Annotated in this window: 18 protein-coding genes; 9 read left to right on the forward strand and 9 right to left on the reverse strand. The window is 63.9% G+C overall.

Annotation, left to right across the window (positions count from 1 at the left end):
- Window positions 1-61: 61 nt before the first annotated feature.
- Window positions 62-985, forward strand: coding sequence for a DMT family transporter (locus AC0L3E_RS22240; protein WP_473605618.1), 924 nt, complete (start codon window positions 62-64; stop codon window positions 983-985).
- Window positions 986-992: 7 nt separating this feature from the next.
- Here AC0L3E_RS22240 and AC0L3E_RS22245 read toward each other — a convergent pair whose 3' ends face one another.
- Window positions 993-1,895, reverse strand: coding sequence for a phosphotransferase (locus tag AC0L3E_RS22245; protein WP_473605619.1), 903 nt, complete (start codon window positions 1,893-1,895; stop codon window positions 993-995).
- Window positions 1,896-1,995: 100 nt separating this feature from the next.
- Between AC0L3E_RS22245 and AC0L3E_RS22250 the strand changes: the two genes are divergently transcribed.
- The gene (locus AC0L3E_RS22250) at window positions 1,996-2,628 is read left to right on the forward strand and encodes a class I SAM-dependent DNA methyltransferase (protein WP_164898592.1); all 633 of its coding nucleotides are present in this window, start codon (window positions 1,996-1,998) and stop codon (window positions 2,626-2,628) included.
- A 1-nt stretch (window position 2,629) separates the two neighbouring features.
- Here AC0L3E_RS22250 and AC0L3E_RS22255 read toward each other — a convergent pair whose 3' ends face one another.
- Together AC0L3E_RS22255 and AC0L3E_RS22260 are read right to left on the reverse strand one after the other, a co-directional pair.
- Window positions 2,630-5,083, reverse strand: a complete 2,454-nt coding sequence (locus tag AC0L3E_RS22255) for a GcvT family protein (protein WP_473605620.1) — start codon at window positions 5,081-5,083, stop codon at window positions 2,630-2,632.
- Window positions 5,080-5,967 (reverse strand): phosphotransferase, encoded by an 888-nt coding sequence (locus AC0L3E_RS22260; protein ID WP_473605621.1) that lies wholly within the window; start codon window positions 5,965-5,967, stop codon window positions 5,080-5,082. The genes AC0L3E_RS22255 and AC0L3E_RS22260 overlap by 4 nt, the downstream gene beginning before the upstream one ends.
- 401 nt (window positions 5,968-6,368) lie before the next feature.
- Here AC0L3E_RS22260 and AC0L3E_RS22265 point away from each other — a divergent pair, with 401 nt between their 5' ends.
- A complete protein-coding gene (locus tag AC0L3E_RS22265) occupies window positions 6,369-7,145 on the forward strand; it encodes a DeoR/GlpR family DNA-binding transcription regulator (RefSeq protein WP_027039687.1) in 777 nt (258 codons plus the stop codon).
- Here AC0L3E_RS22265 and AC0L3E_RS22270 read toward each other — a convergent pair.
- Both AC0L3E_RS22270 and AC0L3E_RS22275 read right to left on the reverse strand, forming a co-directional pair.
- The gene (locus tag AC0L3E_RS22270) at window positions 7,142-8,041 is read right to left on the reverse strand and encodes an NAD(P)/FAD-dependent oxidoreductase (RefSeq protein WP_473605622.1); all 900 of its coding nucleotides are present in this window, start codon (window positions 8,039-8,041) and stop codon (window positions 7,142-7,144) included. The two genes, AC0L3E_RS22265 and AC0L3E_RS22270, sit on opposite strands and share 4 nt — an antisense overlap.
- Complete coding sequence (locus AC0L3E_RS22275) at window positions 8,031-8,480, reverse strand: RrF2 family transcriptional regulator (protein ID WP_024503367.1); 450 nt, start codon at window positions 8,478-8,480, stop codon at window positions 8,031-8,033. The genes AC0L3E_RS22270 and AC0L3E_RS22275 overlap by 11 nt, the downstream gene beginning before the upstream one ends.
- 88 nt (window positions 8,481-8,568) lie before the next feature.
- On the opposite strand from AC0L3E_RS22275, the gene AC0L3E_RS22280 reads away from it, so the two are divergent.
- From AC0L3E_RS22280 to AC0L3E_RS22305, 6 genes are all read left to right on the forward strand, one after another.
- The gene (locus AC0L3E_RS22280; protein ID WP_013528025.1) at window positions 8,569-9,480 is read left to right on the forward strand and encodes a LysR family transcriptional regulator; all 912 of its coding nucleotides are present in this window, start codon (window positions 8,569-8,571) and stop codon (window positions 9,478-9,480) included.
- A 218-nt stretch (window positions 9,481-9,698) separates the two neighbouring features.
- A complete protein-coding gene (locus tag AC0L3E_RS22285; RefSeq protein WP_473605623.1) occupies window positions 9,699-10,853 on the forward strand; it encodes an ABC transporter substrate-binding protein in 1,155 nt (384 codons plus the stop codon).
- Window positions 10,854-11,071: 218 nt separating this feature from the next.
- Window positions 11,072-12,073 carry an ABC transporter ATP-binding protein gene (locus AC0L3E_RS22290; protein WP_473605624.1) on the forward strand — a complete coding sequence of 334 codons (1,002 nt, stop codon included), beginning with the start codon at window positions 11,072-11,074 and terminating at the stop codon, window positions 12,071-12,073.
- Window positions 12,074-12,087: 14 nt separating this feature from the next.
- Window positions 12,088-13,038: an ABC transporter permease gene (locus AC0L3E_RS22295; RefSeq protein ID WP_197031622.1), complete on the forward strand. Its 951-nt coding sequence runs from the start codon at window positions 12,088-12,090 to the stop codon at window positions 13,036-13,038.
- Window positions 13,028-13,843 carry an ABC transporter permease gene (locus AC0L3E_RS22300; RefSeq protein ID WP_127320604.1) on the forward strand — a complete coding sequence of 272 codons (816 nt, stop codon included), beginning with the start codon at window positions 13,028-13,030 and terminating at the stop codon, window positions 13,841-13,843. Before AC0L3E_RS22295 ends, AC0L3E_RS22300 begins: the two co-directional genes overlap by 11 nt.
- Before the next feature lie 104 nt (window positions 13,844-13,947).
- Entirely contained in the window at window positions 13,948-15,375 is a 1,428-nt protein-coding gene (locus AC0L3E_RS22305) for a gamma-aminobutyraldehyde dehydrogenase (protein ID WP_473605625.1), read from the forward strand.
- Window positions 15,376-15,513: 138 nt separating this feature from the next.
- On the opposite strand, the gene AC0L3E_RS22310 is transcribed toward AC0L3E_RS22305, so the two are convergent.
- The 4 genes from AC0L3E_RS22310 to AC0L3E_RS22325 all read right to left on the reverse strand — a co-directional run bounded on the left by AC0L3E_RS22310 (window position 15,514) and on the right by AC0L3E_RS22325 (window position 18,474).
- Complete coding sequence (locus AC0L3E_RS22310; RefSeq protein WP_127267881.1) at window positions 15,514-15,828, reverse strand: hypothetical protein; 315 nt, start codon at window positions 15,826-15,828, stop codon at window positions 15,514-15,516.
- Window positions 15,829-15,883: 55 nt separating this feature from the next.
- The gene (locus AC0L3E_RS22315) at window positions 15,884-16,246 is read right to left on the reverse strand and encodes a nuclear transport factor 2 family protein (protein ID WP_127267880.1); all 363 of its coding nucleotides are present in this window, start codon (window positions 16,244-16,246) and stop codon (window positions 15,884-15,886) included.
- An 84-nt stretch (window positions 16,247-16,330) separates the two neighbouring features.
- Complete coding sequence (locus AC0L3E_RS22320) at window positions 16,331-16,810, reverse strand: carboxymuconolactone decarboxylase family protein (RefSeq protein WP_473605626.1); 480 nt, start codon at window positions 16,808-16,810, stop codon at window positions 16,331-16,333.
- 110 nt (window positions 16,811-16,920) lie between these two features.
- Window positions 16,921-18,474: an alpha/beta fold hydrolase gene (locus tag AC0L3E_RS22325; RefSeq protein WP_473605627.1), complete on the reverse strand. Its 1,554-nt coding sequence runs from the start codon at window positions 18,472-18,474 to the stop codon at window positions 16,921-16,923.
- Window positions 18,475-18,581: the final 107 nt, after the last annotated feature.

Raw genomic sequence — 18,581 nt, forward strand, 5'->3', positions numbered from 1 at the left:
CCTCGTCAAAGCCGCCGCTTCCGTCTACGACGCGGCTTACTAGGGAGGAATCGGGATCGGCATGACGCAGCCCGTGGCGCAGAGTTCGACGATCAGGAATGTGCTTCTGGCCGGCATTCTGCTGATGCTGGCCGGCGACTTCCTGTTTGCGCTGAACGACGCCATGGGCAAGTGGCTGGTGGCCAGCTTCTCCGTCGGTCAGGTGGTGCTGATCCGCTCTATCGGCGCCTTCTTCGTGCTCGGCCCGATGATCGCCAATCAGGGCCCGGCCAAGCTGTTTCGCATGGAACGTCTGGAGCTGCAGCTGCTGCGGGTGGTGATGACCACGCTCGACACCGCGCTCTTCTATGCCGCCGTGGTCTATCTGCCGCTTGCCGATGTGATGAGTTTCTACATGGCCGGGCCGATCTACGTTGCGGCACTCTCGCACCTCTTGCTTGGCGAAAAGGTCGGCTGGCGCCGCTGGATGGCGATCCTGCTCGGCTTCTGCGGCGTTTTGATCATGCTGAAACCGTCCTCGGCGGCGTTCTCGCTGTCATCGGGTTTTGCGCTGGTAGGCAGCATCTCCTTCGCCTTCGCCATCATCCTCAACCGCCGCCTGCGTGGCACCAGCGACACCAATCTGGTGACATGGCAAACCGTCGGCACGCTGCTGGTCGGCGGTGTGCTGACCATCGGCGCCTGGCAGACGCCGTCGGCACTCGATCTCGGCGCCATGCTGCTGCTCGGTATCGTCTCCTGCGGCGCCCACCTGATGATCACCAGGGCGCTCAAGCTGGCGCCGGCTTCGACATTGGCGCCGCTGCACTACACACTGCTGCTGTGGGCGGTGGTGTTCGGCCTGGTGTTCTTCGGCGACGTTCCCGGTCCGCGCATCCTGATCGGCTCGGCCATCGTTGTTCTCGCCGGCCTGTTCATCTTCCATCGCCAGAAAGTGGTCGAAACCACTGTGCCGCCCGAAAACGTGCCGAAGGGCGTGAGTTAGTCCAGGCTCAGCCCCGGTGTATTGCTGCCAGATGCCACGAAAACTCCGGCGTCTCCATCAGCGCCTTGCAGCGAGCGAAACGGCCATCGGCATAAGCGCGAAAATCATCGACCGGGTTGTTGTTGGCGAGCTGGATCAGCCCCCACAAGGTCCACAACAGGTCGCACATTGCCTTGTAGATGACGATGCGGCCGCGCTCCGCCGGCCTCGCCTCGCCGCCGAAATAAGCGCGTATCATCTCTTCGTCCTGGGCGGCGTCGAACTTGCCCTCCACGCTGAGGTCGCCAAGGTCCCAGAGCGGATCGTTCATGCCCGAATATTCCCAGTCGACGATCCACATACGCTCGCCAGTATCGAGAAAGTTCTCGCACAGCGGATCGCAGTGGCAGGCGACGATCGGCAGCGGATGGGCGGCCAGCGCCGAGCGGACGCTCTCGGCGTCTCGCACCACGTCATGATAACCGGCGGGCAGGGCGACCTCCTTGGTGGACAGCACCTTGAGGTAATCGTCGATCATCGCGAACAATTCGAAGCGGAAGGGAAACACCGCGCCTGAATCGTGCAGCTTGCGAAAGGCTTCGCCGGCGCGTGCCGGACTGCCCGGACGTGTCCGGAATTTCTCCGGCGACATCGTTTCGGCGCCGGCGATGTAGCGTGTCACCATCACCCCGGTACCGGGGTCGACATGCAGCACCTCGGGACTGACCCCCGCTTTTGCAGCTTCGCGCGCGGCCACCGCTTCGTTGGCCCGGTTGATGTATTCCTCGGTGCCCTTGCCGGGAATGCGCAGGCAGAAGTCGCCGGCCTTGAAGACGAGATTGGTGAGGCCGCCCAGCCGTTCCAGCGGCCCGCTGTAGCCGGCCAGCATGGGAATGGCGTCCAGTGCGGCACGCGCCTCGTCTGTCACCATGCCTGCGCCCCCACGCTGTTATTTGTCGCAGCGACGGTTCCACAATTTTCGCGCTTTGGCTATCATCACTGCGAGATCAAAATTGGCGGACTGGATAAAAGTGGCGGACAGCAAACATCAGGGCGCGCTCGGCGCGGCCTACGCGGCAAAACGGCCCGAAGAGGTGGCTGCACTCTATGACCGCTGGTCGGAAACCTATGACGCCGACATGTCGGCCGCCGGCTATCGCCATCCGACGATCTGCCTTGCGTTGCTGGCCCGCCATCTGCCGCGCGGTTCAGCACCGCTGCTCGATGCCGGGGCCGGCACCGGGCTCATCGGTGAATGGCTTGATATTGCTGGTTATCCCCTGGTCGAGGCACTCGATATTTCACAAGGCATGCTGGATCAGGCGGCCCGCAAGGGCGTCTATTCCGCGCTCCACTGCCTTGCGCTCGGCGGTCATCTGCCCTTTGCCGACGATGCCTATGCCGGGATAATCTCGGCCGGCGTCTTCACCTCGGGCCATGTCGGCATCGAGGGGCTGGACGAGCTAATCCGCATCTGCCGCCCGGGCGGCGTGATCGTGCTGACGGTCAAGAACACGCTGTGGGATGCCGGCTTTGCCACGCGTGTCGGCGAGATCGAGGCGCAAGGCCTCGTCACCCGCGTTGAGGAAACGCGTCCTTACGTCTCCATGCCGGGCGAAGCCGACACCGTGCCAAGCCGCGGCCTCGCTTTGCGCGTTATTTGACCTACGCTTTGACCTTGGCGCCTGCCGGATCATACATCGGCTCGAGGTGGATATTGGCTGGTGTCCTCTCCATCGCAACCACCAGTTCATAGCCGCCGGAGACGAGAAAGTCGTCGCTCACCCCGTCGACGTTGCGCACATAGCCGTAGCCGATGTTCCTGCCCAGCGTGTAGCCGTAACCGCCGCTGCTGAGATAACCGACCGGCTCGCCATTGCGCAGGATGGTTTCGCGGCCGAGCAGCACGATCTCGGGGTCTTCGACCGTGAAGCCGGCAAAGCGTTTCTTCAGTGCCGCGCCGCTGGTCTTTTCCAGCGCGCGCCGTCCAACGAAATCGGTGTTCTTGCGCAGCTTGACCGCCCAACCGAGCCCGGCTTCCTGTGGCGTGTCGTTGGGGGTGATGTCGGATCCCCAGGCGCGATAGCCTTTTTCCAGCCTTAGCGATTCCAGCGCCCGATAGCCGACCGGTCGGATGTCATGCTTCTCGCCTGCCGCCATCAGTGCGTCGAAGACTTCGCCGGTGGCCGCGATCGGCACATGCAGTTCCCAGCCGAGTTCGCCGACATAGGTGACGCGCAGTGCCCGAACCGTGTGGCCGGCGATGGCAATCTCGCGCACATGGCCGAACGGGAAGCCGGCATTCGACACGTCGGCTCCGGTCGCCACCGAGAGCACGTCGCGCGCCCGGGGACCCATCAGCGACAGCGTGCCGAAATCCTCGGTGACGTCGACAAGCATGGTGTCGAGCCCTTCGCCGATATGATCGCTGATCCATGAGAAATCATGCGTGCGGAAACCGGTGCCGGTGACGATATAGAACTTCTCTTCGGCCAGCCGCGCCACCGTCAGATCGGCCTCGATGCCGCCGCGCGTGTTGAGAAGCTGCGTATAGGTCAGCCGGCCGACCGGCTTGCTGACGTCGTTGGCGCAGATCCAGTCCAGCGCCTTCAGCGCATCTGGCCCGGTCAGCTCGTATTTGGCGAAAGACGATTGATCGAAGATGCCGACCTTATCCCGCACATGCCGGTGTTCGTAGCCGACCGCCGCGAACCAGTTCTGCCGGCCCATCGAATAGATGTCCTGCGGCTCGACGCCTTCGGGCGCGAACCAGTTCGGCCGCTCCCAGCCGAGCTTCGAGCCGAACACGGCGCGCTGCTGTTTCAGCCGCTCGTACAGCGGCGAGACGATGCGCGGCCTCCCGCTGGCGTACTCTTCATGCGGAAAGCCGATCGTATAGTGTTTGCCATAGGCCTCCAGCGTGCGGTCGCAGACCCACTGCCGGTCGCGGTGCAGGTTGGAAAAGCGCCTGATGTCGACCACCCACAGGTCGAGCGGTGCTTCGCCATCGACCACCCACTGCGCCAGCACCCAGCCGGCGCCGCCGCCCGAGGCGATGCCGAAGGCGTTGAAGCCGGCGCCGACGAACATGTTGGCGCATTCGGGCGCTGTGCCGAGAATGAAATTGCCGTCCGGCGTAAAACTCTCCGGCCCGTTGATCATCTGCTTGACGCCGACGGTTTCCAGCGCCGGCACACGCGCGATCGCTTGGCTCATGTGCTGCTCGAAATGGTCGTAGTCGTCGTCGAACAGCCTGAATTCCCAATCATTGGGAACGTCGTCGCCGGGGAGACCAGTCGCCCAGGCCTGCGGGTTAGGCTCATAGCCGCCCATCACCAGCCCGCCGACTTCCTCCTTGAAATAGGTGCGTCGGTCAGGGTCGCGGATGGTCGGCGCGTCGGTCGCCAGCCCGTCGATCTTCTCGGTGATGATGTACTGGTGCTTCACCGGCTGAAGCGGCACGTTGATGCCGGCCATGGCCCCCACTTGCCGCGCCCATTGGCCGGCGCAGTTGACCACCTTGTCGCAGGCGATGTCGCCCCTGCTGGTCTTCACCGCCGCGATGCGGCCGTCCTTCATCTCGAAGCCGGTGACGCGAACATCCTCGAACAGTTTGGCGCCATGCATGCGAGCGCCCTTGGCCATCGACTGCGTGATGTCGGAGGGGCTCGCCTGGCCGTCGGTCGGCAGCCAGGAGGCGCCGACGAGATCGCCGGTCTCCAGCAGCGGCCACATTCTTTTCACCTCGTCCGGCGACAGCAATTGCATGTCCATGCCGAAGCTTTTTGCTGTCGTCGCCAGCCTTTTGTACTCGGTCCAGCGGTCGGCATTGGTGGCGAGCCTGAGGCAGCCGGTCATCTTCCAGCCGGTGGCGAGACCGGTCTCGGCCTCCAGTCCCTTGTAGAGGTCGACGGAGTATTTCAGCACGCGGGTGATAGACGCCGACGAGCGCAATTGCCCGACAAGGCCGGCGGCATGCCAGGTCGAACCCGAGGTCAGCTTGCCCTGCTCCAGCAGCACCACGTCAGCCTTGTGGTCGCGCGCCAGATGATAGGCCGTCGAACAGCCGATGATGCCGCCGCCGATGACGACGATGGCGGCCTGGCTCGGCAATGTCATGATTTCTGTATCCCGTATTTTGTCCGGTAGTTTTCCAGTGCCGCGTCGAGCCGGGCGAGGTTTTCCTCGGTGTAGGCGACGTAGTCGATGCCCGGTGCGTCAAGATAGAGCTCGGAGACCATGCTCCACATCGCCTCGCGCAGCAGCGAGGCGCATTGCATGGCCGCGTGCGAACGGCGGATCGCCTCGTCCGGTTCCTTCATGAAGTAGGCGGTCAGGAAGGCAAAGGATTCCTCGTCGCTCATGCCGGCGTTGGAGGCGGCGCCTGCGAGGTCGAACATCGCCGTGTTGAAGCCGGCATATTCGAAGTCGATCAGCCATAGTCTGTTGCCGTCGTCGAGAATATTGGCCGGCAACAGGTCATTGTGGCCAAAGACGATCGGTAGCAGTTTCTGCGCGCGCTCCAGTTCGTCGGCCAGTGTCAAAAGGCGCGGCAAGTCGCTGCGCTTGCGGCTGCCGCCTTCCTCAAGCGTGCGCGCATAGTCGCGGATGACATGGAACACCCAGAACATGAAGCCGGCGCCCGAGACGTGATTGGGCATCTCCCGATGGAAGGTGCGCATCAGAGCAGCGACCCGGCCGAGATTGGCGCGCACGTCTTCCGCCAGATAGGTTTTCGCACCGAGAAATTCCGTCACCAGTATGCCTGGCTCGGCATGGCGGACGGCTGGCGCGAAACCGGCGGCATGCGCCGCCCGCGCGGTCATAACCTCGCGCTCGCGAAAGACATGGTGGAACGGATAGTCCTTGCCGAAGCGCACGACATGTCGTCCGGCCGCGTCCTTGACCACATAATTCGCGTTGCTCAGGCCGCCGGGCAGCGGTGCGATCTCGATGCTACCGGTCCAGCAGGGCAGGGCGCGGATGCGATCTTCGGCGGTCACGGAACATCCCTGGTTTGCTGGGCTTCGACAAGGCGCCGTGAACAGCGCAACGATGGCGGGAGAAACGTAAATGATCTCGTCGGTGCGGGACGCCAGGATCGGTATCCCGCACCGCACCGACGAGCCCCTTGGCCAGGTTTTTGAGCCCGGCATCCGCCCCCGCGGATCTGAAAATTCCTTGAACAGGCACGTTCCAAACGGCCTGATCGCTGAGTTGCGGCTCTGCCCCCAGTCGCAGATCTGAAGCCTATTGATGTCCTCGATTTCACGCCAGGGCTGCCCGCTTGTCAATAAAAAGGTGTGACTTTTTTTGGGTATTTTGCCTGAAAGCATAAGGTAGTTCCTTTAAAAGCACTTGAATTACCTTAAAATCGGTCAGGAGCATCAGTTCGGGAAACCAGATGGCCCAGTCCAAACGACACGGCGAGATCCTGCGGCTCCTGCAGGAAGAGGGCACCGTCACCATCGCCAGTCTGGCCGACCGGCTGGGCGTGTCGCTCGAGACGGTGCGCCGCGACGTCAAGCCACTGACTGGTGACGGCTCTGTCCTCAAGATGCATGGCGCCATCGGCCTGCCGTCGATGATCGGCGAAGCGCCGTTCGAACGGCGCATGCGTGAGAACGCCGACGCCAAGCGCGTCATTGCCCGCATGGTCGCCGCCACCATACGCGACGGCGAATCGATCATGCTCGACACCGGCACGACGACCTCGTTCCTTGCGCGTGAACTGCTCGGCCACCGGCGCCTGACGGTCGTCACCAATTCCTCGGATATTGCCCGCACCCTGGCCACCATCAACGGCAACAAGGTCTATATGGCGGGCGGCGAGCTGCGCAGCGATTCCGGCGCTGCTTTCGGCGCCTCGGCAATCGATTTTGTCAGTCGTTTTTCGGTCAGCCACGCCATCATTTCCACCGGCGGCGTCGACGCGGTGATGGGCGTCATGGATTTTGATCTGGATGAGGCCGAGTTCGCCCGCATGGTGCTGTCGCGCGGCCAGCGGTCCCTCGTCATCACCGATCACTCGAAATTCGGTCGTCTTGGTCTGGTCCAGGTCTGCGGCTTCGACAGCTTTTCCGAACTCGCCACCGACCGCTCGCCGCCGCACGACTTGGCTGCCGCCCTGGCCCAGGCCGGCGCGCGGCTCAGTATCGCCGGCGAGGAAGCCGGGTTCTAGCCGAACACCAGCGACTGGTGGGCGCAGACGCCCGCAAAAGTGCCACCCGATACCGCAAAGGCAATATTGTGCATCGAGCGTGCCGCGTCGCCGGCGGCGTAGACGCCGGGCACGGTCGTCTGCTGCCTGTCATCGACTGATATCACCGGGCCGAGGAGGCCTTCGGAGAAGCCGCAGCCGAGCTGTTCGGCCAGCGGGCTGGCCATGATGTTGCGCGGAGCGGTGAACATCGCCCTGACGCCGGCCTTTCTGCCGTCGTCGAGGTGGACGATCAATCCGCCGGAGCCGTCTTCCCTTAGCTCGGCAACGCTGGTGGGCTCAAACCGCACCTTTCGGCTCTCCAGCGCGCGCATCTGCTCTGTGTCGGGTTCGAACAGGCCATTGCCGAACAGTGTGACATCGCCCCAATCGGCGATCAGCTGTGCCTGATGCAGGGACATCGGGCCGGTTGCGAGCACGCCGAGCGGCCCGCCGGAAACCTCGTAGCCGTGGCAATAGGGGCAGTGCAGCACGCTCCTGCCCCAGAGCTCAGCAAGCCCGGCAACCTCCGGCAGGATATCGCGCACCCCGGTGGCCAGCACCAATCGTGCGGCACCGAATGTCTCGTCGCCATCGGTGGTGATTTCGAAATCGCTGCTGCCGGCGGCAACGGCCTTGTCGGCGCGCCCGTCGACAACCCTGGCTGTCGGGTAGGCCAGCAGCTGCCGCCTTGCGTCAGCCAGGATTGCGCCAGGCGCGCGCCCGTCCTGGCCGAGGAAGCCGTGCGAATGCTCGGCAAAGCGGTTGCGCGGCTGGCCGGCGTCGATCACCAGCACCTTGCGTCCTGCCCGCGCCACCTGGATGGCGGCGGACAGGCCGGCAAAGCTGCCGCCGATGACGGCAAGATCATACTGCATGGCTGGAGACTCCAATGAGATCAAAACGGCGGCGGAAATCGGCGGTCAGGTCGGCCAGCGTGATGCGGCTCAGCTTCTCCGCCAGCAGCCTTTCGGCGGCGATGCGAAAATCGTCGAGGACGGCGATCACCGCCTGCTCGACGAGGCAGCCGGGGCTTTCCGGCTCTGTGCTGAACGGCAGCAGCGTCTCGCCAAGGGCGACGCTGATCTCGGCCAGGGATATTTTCTCGGGCGCCCGCCCGAGCAGCCAGCCGCCACCGTGCCCGCGCGACGAGGTGACGATGCCGGCATCGCGCAAGCCTGCGATGGTGCGGCGGACCACAACCGGATTGGTGTGGATGAAGGTGGCAAGCTGCTCGGAGGTCAACGCCTGTTCGGGCTTCTCGGCCATGTGGACGAGAATGTGCAAGGTCGAGGACAGTCGGCTGTTGCGCTTCATGTAACTTAGTTAGTTACGATTGGCGATGCCGTCAAGTGTTCGCCGGTCGCCACTTCCCAGCATCGCCTCCGCCGTGTTTAGTCCGGCCATGGCTTTCACCATCCGCCAGCTGCAGTTCTTCATCGCCGTCGCCGAGCAAGGCACGGTCTCGGGCGCCGCGCAGAACCTGTCGATCTCACAATCGTCGGTCACCGAAGCGATCAAGGAGCTCGAAAGCGATCTCGGCGTCGAACTGTTCGAGCGCCATCCGCGTGGCCTCAACATCACCCACAAGGGCCACCAGTTCCTGCGCCACGCGACGAAGATCCTCGCGGACGTTTCCGACGCGCGCCGCTCTTTCTCCGGCGAGCAGGCGGTGGCGGCCGGCCGGCTGCAGCTCGGCGTCACCTCGCTGGTTGCTGGTTATGTGCTGTCGGATCTGCTTGCCCGCTACCGCCGCGCCTATCCCGGTGTCGAGGTCTCGGCCATCGAGGACAATGGCGATTATCTCGAACACCTCCTGATCGGCGGCAAGCTCGACATTGCCGTCATGGTCACCTCCAATTTGCGCGACCGCACCGCGTTGCAGTCGGAAATCCTCGAAGTCTCGGCCTATCGGCTGTGGCTGCCGCTCGGTCATCCGCTCGTCGGCGCCGACATCATCAGCATTGGCGACATTGCCTCCGAAACGCTGATCATGCTGACCGTCGACGAGATCGAGGAGAATACCGGCAAGCTGCTGACGGCAATCGGCGCCAAGCCGCATGTCGCCTTCCGCACCCGTTCCGTGGAAGCCGTGCGCAGTCTCGTCGCCACCGGCGCCGGCGTGGCGCTGCTGCCCGACCTCGTCTACCGGCCCTGGTCGCTGGAAGGCGACCGCATCGAATCGCGCGATATTTCCGGCTCCTTGCCGGTGGTCCAGGTCGGCATGGTCTGGCGGCGCGGCTCCGGTCTGCCGCAGGCCGCGCGCGATTTCATCGGCCTTGCCCAGTCGCAACGGACGGTTCGCCAGCGTCCCTGAGAGATCGGCTGCAACCTATCGGAAAAACCGATATCGCCCTTCTGATAAATGAATTTGCGAAACCGGAATTTTCAAAGCACTTTCGGTTCAGGGACCAAAGCCGCCATCAGAGCGGCATCAAGCCCAACGGACGAACTGACAGTTTTCAGTCCGCGCGTGACCCCTAGCGAAGACCGAAACCGGCCTTCGGGGCCAGGCGCCTAAATGGGAGATCGACAATGAATTCATTCCTGAAGTCATGCACTGCTCTGACGGTCGCGCTGACCTTCTCCGGTCAAGCCATCGCCCAGGTCAAGGAACTTGGCAAGGGCGAGGGCCAGGTCAACATCGTTGCCTGGCCGGGCTACATCGAGCGCGGCGAAACCGACAAGGGCTATGACTGGGTGACCTCCTTCGAGAAGGAGACCGGCTGCAAGATCAACGTCAAGACCGCCAACACCTCCGACGAGATGGTCTCGCTGATGAATGAGGGCGGTTTCGATCTCGTCACGGCTTCGGGCGATGCTTCGCTGCGCCTCGTTGCCGGCAAGCGCGTGCAGCCGATCAACACCGATCTCATCCCGAGCTGGAAAACGGTCGACGAGCGCCTCAAGGACGCGCCGTGGTTCACCGTTGGCGGCGCCCATTACGGCGTTCCCTACCAGTGGGGTCCGAACGTCCTGATGTACAACACCGACGTGTTCAAGGAAGCTCCCAAGAGCTGGAATGTCGTCTTCGAGGAAATGAAGCTGCCGGACGGCAAGTCCAACAAGGGCCGCGTCCAGGCCTATGACGGGCCGATCCACGTCGCGGACGCCGCCAACTATCTGATGTTCCACAAGCCGGAACTCGGCATCAAGGATCCCTACGAATTGAACGAGGACCAGTACAAGGCGGCACTCGACCTGCTGCGCGTCCAGCGCACGCTGGTCGGCCGCTACTGGCATGACGCCGCCATTCAGGTCGACGATTTCCAGAACGAGGGCGTCGTCGCTTCCGGCTCGTGGCCTTTCCAGGTCAACACGCTGGTCGCCGCCAAGAAGCCGATAGCGTCCACCATTCCGGAGGAGGGCGCGACCGGTTGGGCCGACACCACGATGATGGAAGCCGATTCGGCCAACCCCAACTGCGCCTATATGTGGATGGAACATTCGCTGTCGCCCAAGGTGCAGGGCGACGTCTCGGCCTGGTTCGGTTCGCTGCCCGTGGTGCCCGCCGCCTGCAAGGGCAATGAGCTTTTGACCGACGAGGGCTGCAAGACCAACGGCTACGAGAACTTCGACAAGATCAAGTTCTGGAAGACCCCGGTGTCGAAATGCGCCACCCAGAACGACCAATGCGTGCCGTACTACCGCTGGGTGTCGGACTATATCGGCGTCATCGGCGGAAGGTGATTCCGCGCTTCGCCTGAGAGTGCAGCGCCGCCCCTCACCTTACCCTCTCCCCGTGAAGAAGCGGGGAGAGGGGGGCACCGGCCTTGGAGTGCTTCCCTTCTCCCCGTCACTGTACGGGGAGAAGGTGCCGGCAGGCGGATGAGGGGCAGCGCAAACGCCCGCTAGAAGAACGCTGCACCGCAGCCCGAATTGATTTGCCTGACAGATCAGGACAGCCCATGACCTCCGCCGTCTCCTTCCAGAAAGCCTCGCGCCATTTCGGCAGCGTGCGCGCCGTCGACGCGGTCGATCTCGACATCGTGCCGGGCGAATTCTTCGCCATGCTCGGCCCGTCAGGTTCCGGCAAGACCACCTGCCTGCGCCTCATCGCCGGCTTCGAGCAGCCGACATCGGGCTCGATCTCGATCTTCGGCGAACGCGCCGAGGGCGTTCCGCCCTATCGCCGCAACGTCAACACCGTGTTCCAGGACTATGCGCTGTTCCCGCATCTGAACGTGCTCGACAACGTCGCCTACGGGCTGATGGTCAAGGGTGTCGGCAAGGCTCAGCGGCACAAGGCGGCGGAAGAAGCGCTGTCACTGGTGCGGCTGCCCGGCTATGGCGCCCGCCGCCCCGGCCAGCTTTCCGGCGGCCAGCGCCAGCGCGTGGCACTCGCCCGTGCGCTGGTCAACCAGCCAAAGGTGCTGTTGCTCGACGAGCCGCTCGGCGCGCTCGACCTCAAATTGCGCGAGAACATGCAGGAGGAGTTGAAGTCGCTGCAGAAGGCGCTTGGCATCACCTTCGTCTTCGTCACCCACGACCAGGGCGAGGCGCTGTCGATGGCTGACCGCGTCGCCGTCTTCAACGACGGTAAGATCATGCAGGTCGGCACGCCTGAGGATATCTACCAGCGACCGAAGACCCGCTTCGTCGCCGATTTCGTCGGCTCTTCCAACGTGCTGCCTCCGGATTTCGTCCAGCGCTATTCCGGCCAGCATCGCTGGGGCAGCCTGCGCCCTGAATCCATTCGTGTCGGCCGCGCGGGCACAAGTGGCGAAGGCGTATCCGCCCGCCTCGTCTCGACCAACTATCTCGGCGCCACGACGAAGCTGGCGCTCGACGCCGACGGGCTGCGGCTGCACGCCATCGTGCCCGCCGGCACGGCCTTGCCTGGGGAAGGCGAGGCGGTGGTGCTCACCTTCAACCGCGAGCACCTGCATCTGATGGACGAGCCGGCATGAGCCTCGACGCCGCCATGATGCGTGCAACAGCGCCCGCCATCCTGCCCGGCAGCGGCGGCTTGCGCGGCGCGCTATCGGACCTTTTCTGGCGCAAGCCGAAGGTCCTGCTGCTGCTCATGCTGCTGCCTCCGGTTCTGTGGCTGGGTATCGTCTATATTGGCTCGCTGTTTGCGCTCCTGGCGCAGAGCTTTTTCTCCATCGACGAGTTTTCCGGCCTCATCAACCGTGAGTTCACGCTGAAGACTTATGGCGACCTGTTCCAGGCTGCCAATCTCGACATCATCCTGCGCACGGTGACGATGGCGGCCCTGGTCACGCTGGCCTCGGCCGTCATCGCTTTCCCCATCGCCTATTACGCGGCGCGCTATGCGCGCGGTCGCTGGAAGGCGCTGTTCTATCTCGGCATCATGCTGCCGCTGTGGTCGAGCTATCTGGTCAAGATCTACGCCTGGAAGCTGATCCTGGCCAAGGAGGGCATCCTCACCTGGCTGCTCGCCAAGCTGCATTTGTTGTGGGTTCTCGACGCATGGCTGTCGCTGCCGATTGTCGGCGGCAATTCGCTGTCGGTATCGTTCACCGGCACCTTCATCGTCTTCGTCTATGTCTGGCTGCCGTTCATGATCCTGCCGGTACAGGCGGCGCTCGAGCGCGTGCCGGGCAATCTGGTCGAGGCCTCGTCCGACCTCGGCGCCTCTCCGGGGCAGACTTTCCGCAACGTGCTGTTCCCGCTGGCGCTGCCGGGCATCGTCGCCGGGTCGATCTTCACCTTCTCGCTGACGCTCGGCGACTACATCATCCCGCAGATCATCGGCACCTCGCGCCTGTTCATCGGCCAGGCCGTCTATTCGCAGCAAGGCACCGCCGGCAACATCCCGCTCGCCGCCGCCTTCACCGTGGTGCCGATCGTCATCATGGGCTTCTACCTCTGGGGCGCCAAGCGCATGGGGGCCTTCGATGCGCTCTGATGGTTCCCAATCGGCTCCGCTCGGCCTGAAGATAGCCGCCGCCTGCGGCCTGCTGTTCCTGCATCTGCCGATCCTGCTGATCTTCGTCTACGCCTTCACCACCGAGGAGAAGAGCTTCGTCTGGCCGCCGCCAGGGCTGACCACGCAATGGTTCGCCGTGACCTGGAACCGGCCGGATGTCTGGCAGGCGCTGTCGCTATCGGTCAGGGTTGCCTCCATATCGACTGCGATTGCTTTGGTCCTCGGGACGCTCTGTTCGGCGGCGGTGTCGCGGACAAAATTCTTCGGCCGCGAAACCATCTCGCTGCTGGTCATCCTGCCGATCGCGCTGCCCGGCATCATCACCGGCATCGCGCTGCGCTCGGCCTTTTCGCTCGCCGATATCCCGTTCTCGTTCTGGACGATCGTGCTCGGCCACGCCACCTTCTGCGTGGTGGTCGTCTACAACAACGCCGTCGCCCGCTTCCGCCGCACCTCCGGATCGATGATCGAGGCGTCGATGGATCTCGGCGCCGACGGTTTTCAGACTTTTCGCCATGTCGTGCTGCCCAACATCGCCACGGCACTGCTTGCCGGCGGCATGCTGGCTTTCGCTTTGTCCTTCGACGAGGTCATCGTCACCACCTTCACCGCCGGACAGCAGCAGACGCTGCCGATCTGGATGCTGGAAGAGCTGATCCGTCCGCGCCAGCGCCCGGTCACCAATGTCGTCGCCATGGTCGTCATGCTGGTGACGCTGCTGCCGATCCTTGCGGCCTATTACCTTACCCGCGATGGCGACCAGATCGCTGGAAGCGGGAAATGAAAAACAGCGAATAGGGAGTGGCGAATAGCGAATAGGGATCATTGATGGTCAAACCCTACTCGCTTTCAGCTACTCGCCACTCGCTCCTGTTAAGGGAGAATCCAATGGACACCCAGATGCTGATCGGCTCGAAATTCGAGAAGGGCACCGAGACCGAGGAGCCGATCCTCAATCCAAAGACCGGGGCGACCATCTTCAGCCTGCCCGAGGCCAGCCAGGCGCAGATCGAGGCGGCGGTCACCGCCGCCGAACAGGCGTTCGTCTTGTGGTCGCGCACCACGCCGGCGCAGCGCTCCAGCTATTTGCTGAAGATCGCCGACCGCATCGAAGCCGACGCGAAGGAGTTCGCCACGCTCGAGGCGCTCAACTGCGGCAAGCCGATCAACGCTGTGCTCAATGACGAAATCCCCGCCATCGTCGACTGCTACCGCTTCTTCGCCGGCGCCGTCCGTTCGATGCCGGGCGTCGTGGCCGGCGAATACATTCCCGGCCATACTTCGATGGTCCGCCGCGATGCCATCGGCATCGTCGCCTCCATCGCGCCGTGGAACTACCCGCTGATGATGATGGCCTGGAAGCTGGCGCCGGCGATCGCCGGCGGCAATACCGTCGTCTTCAAACCATCCGAGCAGACACCGCTGACGGCGCTGAAGCTGGCGAAAATCCTCGCCGATATTCTGCCGGTGGGCGTGGTCAACGTCGTGCTCGGCCGCGGCGACAGCGTCGGCAACACGCTGATCAATCATCCCAAGGTCAACATGATATCGATCACCGGCGATGTCGCAACCGGCAAGAAGGTGCTGCAGGCGGCTGCCAAGTCGGTCAAGCGCACGCATCTCGAGCTCGGCGGCAAGGCGCCGGTCATCGTCTTCGATGACGCCGACCTCGGTGCCGTGGTCAACGGCCTGCGCGCCTTCGGCTATTACAATGCCGGCCAGGACTGCACCGCCGCCTGCCGCATCTACGCCGGCAAGAAGATCTACGACAAGCTCGTCGCCGATCTCTCCTCGGCCGTCTCGACCATCAAGTACAACCGTCCCGACGACACTGAAAACGAGATCGGCCCGCTCATCTCCCGCCGCCAGCGCGACCGCGTGTCGAGCTTCGTCGAGCGGGCCTCGGAACTGAAGCACATCGAGATCACCACCGGCGGCAAGCCGGGCGAGGGTTCCGGCTTCTACTACCAGCCGACCGTGGTTGCCGGCGCGCTGCAGGAAGACGAGATCGTGCGCCGCGAAGTGTTCGGCCCGGTCGTCTCGGTTACTCGTTTTTCGGAGGTCGACGAGGCGGTGAACTGGGCCAATGACAGCGACTACGGCCTGGCGTCATCGGTATGGACCAAGGATGTCTCGCGCGCCATGGCGACGGCCGCCCGCCTGCAATATGGCTGCACCTGGATCAACACGCATTTCATGCTGACCAACGAGATGCCGCATGGCGGGCTGAAACAGTCCGGCTACGGCAAGGACATGTCGCTCTACGCGCTGGAAGACTACACCGCCGTGCGCCATGTGATGGTGGCTCACAGCTAGCGCCTTCCCTTCTCCCCGTTTTACGGGGAGAAGGTGGCCCGAAGGGCCGGATGAGGGGCAGCGCGTCCCTGGCAAAGCGGGCTCCGCCCCTCATCTGCCTGCCGGCATCTTCTCCCCGTGAAACGAGGAGAAGAATCACTACTCCACAATGCGATAAATATTCCACAGGCTGGTGCCCGACACGACATAGGGCTCGATCTCCTTGCCCCATTTGGCATGCGCGTCGATCTTGCCGATCTTGGCGAAGAACGCCTCCAGCTGGGCCAGGCTTTCGACCTGATGATGGGACTCTACCGTCGCCTCCCGCGCGCCGATCGAACCGGTCATAATCTGGAATTCCAGCTCGTCGATGCCGACCTGCGAGCCGATCTCGCGTTCCCATTTCTTCAACAGGTCGAGCACGGTCTGCTTGTGTCCGAACTTGGCGTCGATCTGCCATCTGGCGCTGAACATCGTCTTCTCCTCCAGGTTTGCGGCCCAGGCCGCGATTGATCCACCGGCTGTTGGTCTACTCGTCCCAGGCCTGCACGACGGTCTGCCTTGCGATCCGCCCGTCCTTCAGCTCCAGCATCGCCGCGCAGAACACCTTGGTGCCGTCCGGATAGGCGCAGGCCTGGGTGAAGGCGAGGCTGTCGCCGTCGGCGATGGTGGTGTCGACCTTGTGGGTCATCGCCCGGCTGCAGATGTCGTCCCAGAATGTGGTGATCGCCGCGCGTCCGCGGATCTCGCGCGGCTTGCTCGGCGGGTTGTTGCGGTCGATCACCCGCACCAGCGCGTCGTCGGCATAGAAGCTCGACAGCATCTTGCCGTCACGGGTTTCGATGGCCTTCTTGATCGATGCGCCATCCACTGTTTGGGTCTTGGTCAGCATGTCATCCTCCATTGGCCCGTCTTGCGACCGGGCGGTTGATGGTCGAAGGGCTGCCCGGCGCTCGTCGCCCGGGCAGGGATTTCCTCACTGCGACTTCGCCTTGACGGCCGCGAACACGTCGTCGGCCTGCTTCTTGAAGGTCGTCAGATCGACCTGACTGCCGTTGAGCATCGTCGACCAGTGGCGCACGATCGCGGACATCGCGACCGCCTCCTTGATCTCCTCGTCGCTGGCGCCGTTGAGCTTGGCCGCCTCGGTGTGGAAATAGATGCAATACTGGCATGGGATCTGCGCCGCGACGGCGAGGCCCAAAAGCTCCTTGGTCTTGCTGTCAAGCGCCGTCTTCGGGTTGAGCTGCACGCCCTTGATCTCGGCCCAAGCGCCGGCAACGGCCACATCCGGCAGCGTTCTGAACATGTCCGGCACCGAGCCGAGCGTCGTCTCGATATCCTTGTAGGCAGCCGCCGCGGACGCATCCTCGGCCTTTGCGGGAGCGATAGCGAACAGCGCTCCGACGCTTGCCGCTATCACAAGCGATTTGAGTGTCCGGTTCGACGTCAGCATTTCCTCCTCCGTTCGCAGCACCTTTCCCGACGACATCCGCCTGGCCTGCATGGAGAGAATTGATAGCGCTTACCCGCCCATGGCCGCTTCGCCCGAAAGTGCCATGGCTCTCATGGCCCGTGCGGGCCAGGGTGCCTGGCCGAAAACGCCGCCGCCGCCGCCCGCGACGGCAGGTCCAGCTTGAGCAGTATGTTGGCGACATGGCGCTTGACCGTGTGTTCGCTCAGCCTCAATTCGGCGGCGATCGCGGCATTGCTCTTGCCGTCGGCGACGAGGCTCACCACCTCGCTTTCGCGCGCCGTCAATGCGGCCGGCTCGGCAACCTTGGGTTTGGGCCGGCAGGCGGGTTCCAGATGCTGTTCGGACGTCGCATGGACCAGCGCCAGCGGCTCCTCCAACTCGTCGACGCTGATGCGCCCGGCGTCGGTGAAATGCAGGCCCGACCCAGCCGCCAGATCGGCGATCAGACGCGACGCGATAATGTCGCCGCGGCCGGCATGGGCGGCCAGTTGCATCGCCACCCGCGCCGTCATCCCGACGGGCGGACCGCGCATTTCGATCTCGCCGACATGCGCCCCTTGCGCGCTTGCCACGCCGATTTCCTGCGCCGCCTCGCGCAGGGCTGCCGCGCAGCGTATGGCGCGTGCCGGGCCGTCGAAGCGCGAAATCATCAACTCGCCATGCAGGCCCACAGAGCGCCCACCATGGCGTCCGACCAGCAGCCGCCAGGTTTCCTGGAAGCGTTGGCTGCGTTCGCTCCACATGCGGTCGCCGAGCCGCGCCGTATCGTAGATGCGTGTCACCAAAAGTGCCGCCAGCACGCGGTCCACTTCGCCTACGGCGCGCTCGCCGGTCAGGAATTCCTCGATCAGGTCGGCCACCCCGTCGACATCGCCGGTCCAGATCGGATGGTCGCGTCCGGGAATCTCGACCAGCCGGGCGCCGGGGATCTTCTGTGCAAGGAAGCGGCTGGCATCGGGGTCGACTCGCGCATCGTTGCGGCGATGGATCACAAGCGTCGGCGCGCTGATCACGCTCAGGATGTGGCGGATGTCGACGTCGGCGTTCATGCGCGCCAGCGCCGCCGCCGCCGTCGGGCTCGCCGACAATCGTTCGAAACGTGCCCACCACTGGGTGAAATGCGCGTCGTCGACCCGGCTCGGCGCGAAATGGGGCAGAGTGGCGCCGGTGCCCCAGGCTGTCTCCGCCATCTCGATGAAAGCGTCGAGGCGTTCGGGCGACATCACCCATTTGTGGAAATGCGCATAGCCGCCATAGAGCGCCAGCGCCCGCGTCCGCTCCGGATAGGTGGCGGCGAACAGCATCGCCATAGGCGCGCCTTCGGAGGAGCCGAGCAGGGCTGCACGGCCGCTGCCGGCGGCGTCCATAACCGCGCGCACATCGTCCATCCGCGTTTCGAGACTGGGCAGGTTATGCGCGTCGACGCGGTCGGACAGACCCGTGCCGCGCTTGTCGAACAGGATCAGCCGCGAGAATGCCGAAAGCCGCTTCAAGAGCCTGGTATAGCCCTCGTCTTCCCAGTGCAGGTCGAGGTTGGAAATGAAGCCCGGCACGAAGACCAGATCGAGCGATCCCTGCCCGACCACCTGATAGGCGATCCTCATATCGCCGCTACGGGCGTATCGCGTCTCGATCGGCCTCACGAGATTTCCACCCCGGCCTGACGATTTCTGGTCGTCAAACCATAGCAGAACAGCGCGGATGCGGCAGCTTAAACTTTAGCGATGACGAATGTAAGCCGGCGCGGCTT

The organism is Mesorhizobium sp. WSM4822 (genome assembly GCF_055811155.1).

Coding starts and splice junctions, on each gene's coding strand:
- AC0L3E_RS22300 (WP_127320604.1), top strand. CDS start 13,028: ATGCGCTCTGATGGTTCCCAATCGGCTCCGCTCGGCCTGAAGATAGCC.
- AC0L3E_RS22280 (WP_013528025.1), top strand. CDS start 8,569: ATGGCTTTCACCATCCGCCAGCTGCAGTTCTTCATCGCCGTCGCCGAG.
- AC0L3E_RS22295 (WP_197031622.1), top strand. CDS start 12,088: ATGATGCGTGCAACAGCGCCCGCCATCCTGCCCGGCAGCGGCGGCTTG.
- AC0L3E_RS22275 (WP_024503367.1), bottom strand. CDS start 8,480: ATGAAGCGCAACAGCCGACTGTCCTCGACCTTGCACATTCTCGTCCAC.
- AC0L3E_RS22305 (WP_473605625.1), top strand. CDS start 13,948: ATGGACACCCAGATGCTGATCGGCTCGAAATTCGAGAAGGGCACCGAG.
- AC0L3E_RS22290 (WP_473605624.1), top strand. CDS start 11,072: ATGACCTCCGCCGTCTCCTTCCAGAAAGCCTCGCGCCATTTCGGCAGC.
- AC0L3E_RS22245 (WP_473605619.1), bottom strand. CDS start 1,895: ATGGTGACAGACGAGGCGCGTGCCGCACTGGACGCCATTCCCATGCTG.
- AC0L3E_RS22315 (WP_127267880.1), bottom strand. CDS start 16,246: ATGCTGACCAAGACCCAAACAGTGGATGGCGCATCGATCAAGAAGGCC.
- AC0L3E_RS22265 (WP_027039687.1), top strand. CDS start 6,369: ATGGCCCAGTCCAAACGACACGGCGAGATCCTGCGGCTCCTGCAGGAA.
- AC0L3E_RS22270 (WP_473605622.1), bottom strand. CDS start 8,041: ATGCAGTATGATCTTGCCGTCATCGGCGGCAGCTTTGCCGGCCTGTCC.
- AC0L3E_RS22255 (WP_473605620.1), bottom strand. CDS start 5,083: ATGACATTGCCGAGCCAGGCCGCCATCGTCGTCATCGGCGGCGGCATC.
- AC0L3E_RS22320 (WP_473605626.1), bottom strand. CDS start 16,810: ATGCTGACGTCGAACCGGACACTCAAATCGCTTGTGATAGCGGCAAGC.
- AC0L3E_RS22240 (WP_473605618.1), top strand. CDS start 62: ATGACGCAGCCCGTGGCGCAGAGTTCGACGATCAGGAATGTGCTTCTG.
- AC0L3E_RS22310 (WP_127267881.1), bottom strand. CDS start 15,828: ATGTTCAGCGCCAGATGGCAGATCGACGCCAAGTTCGGACACAAGCAG.
- AC0L3E_RS22285 (WP_473605623.1), top strand. CDS start 9,699: ATGAATTCATTCCTGAAGTCATGCACTGCTCTGACGGTCGCGCTGACC.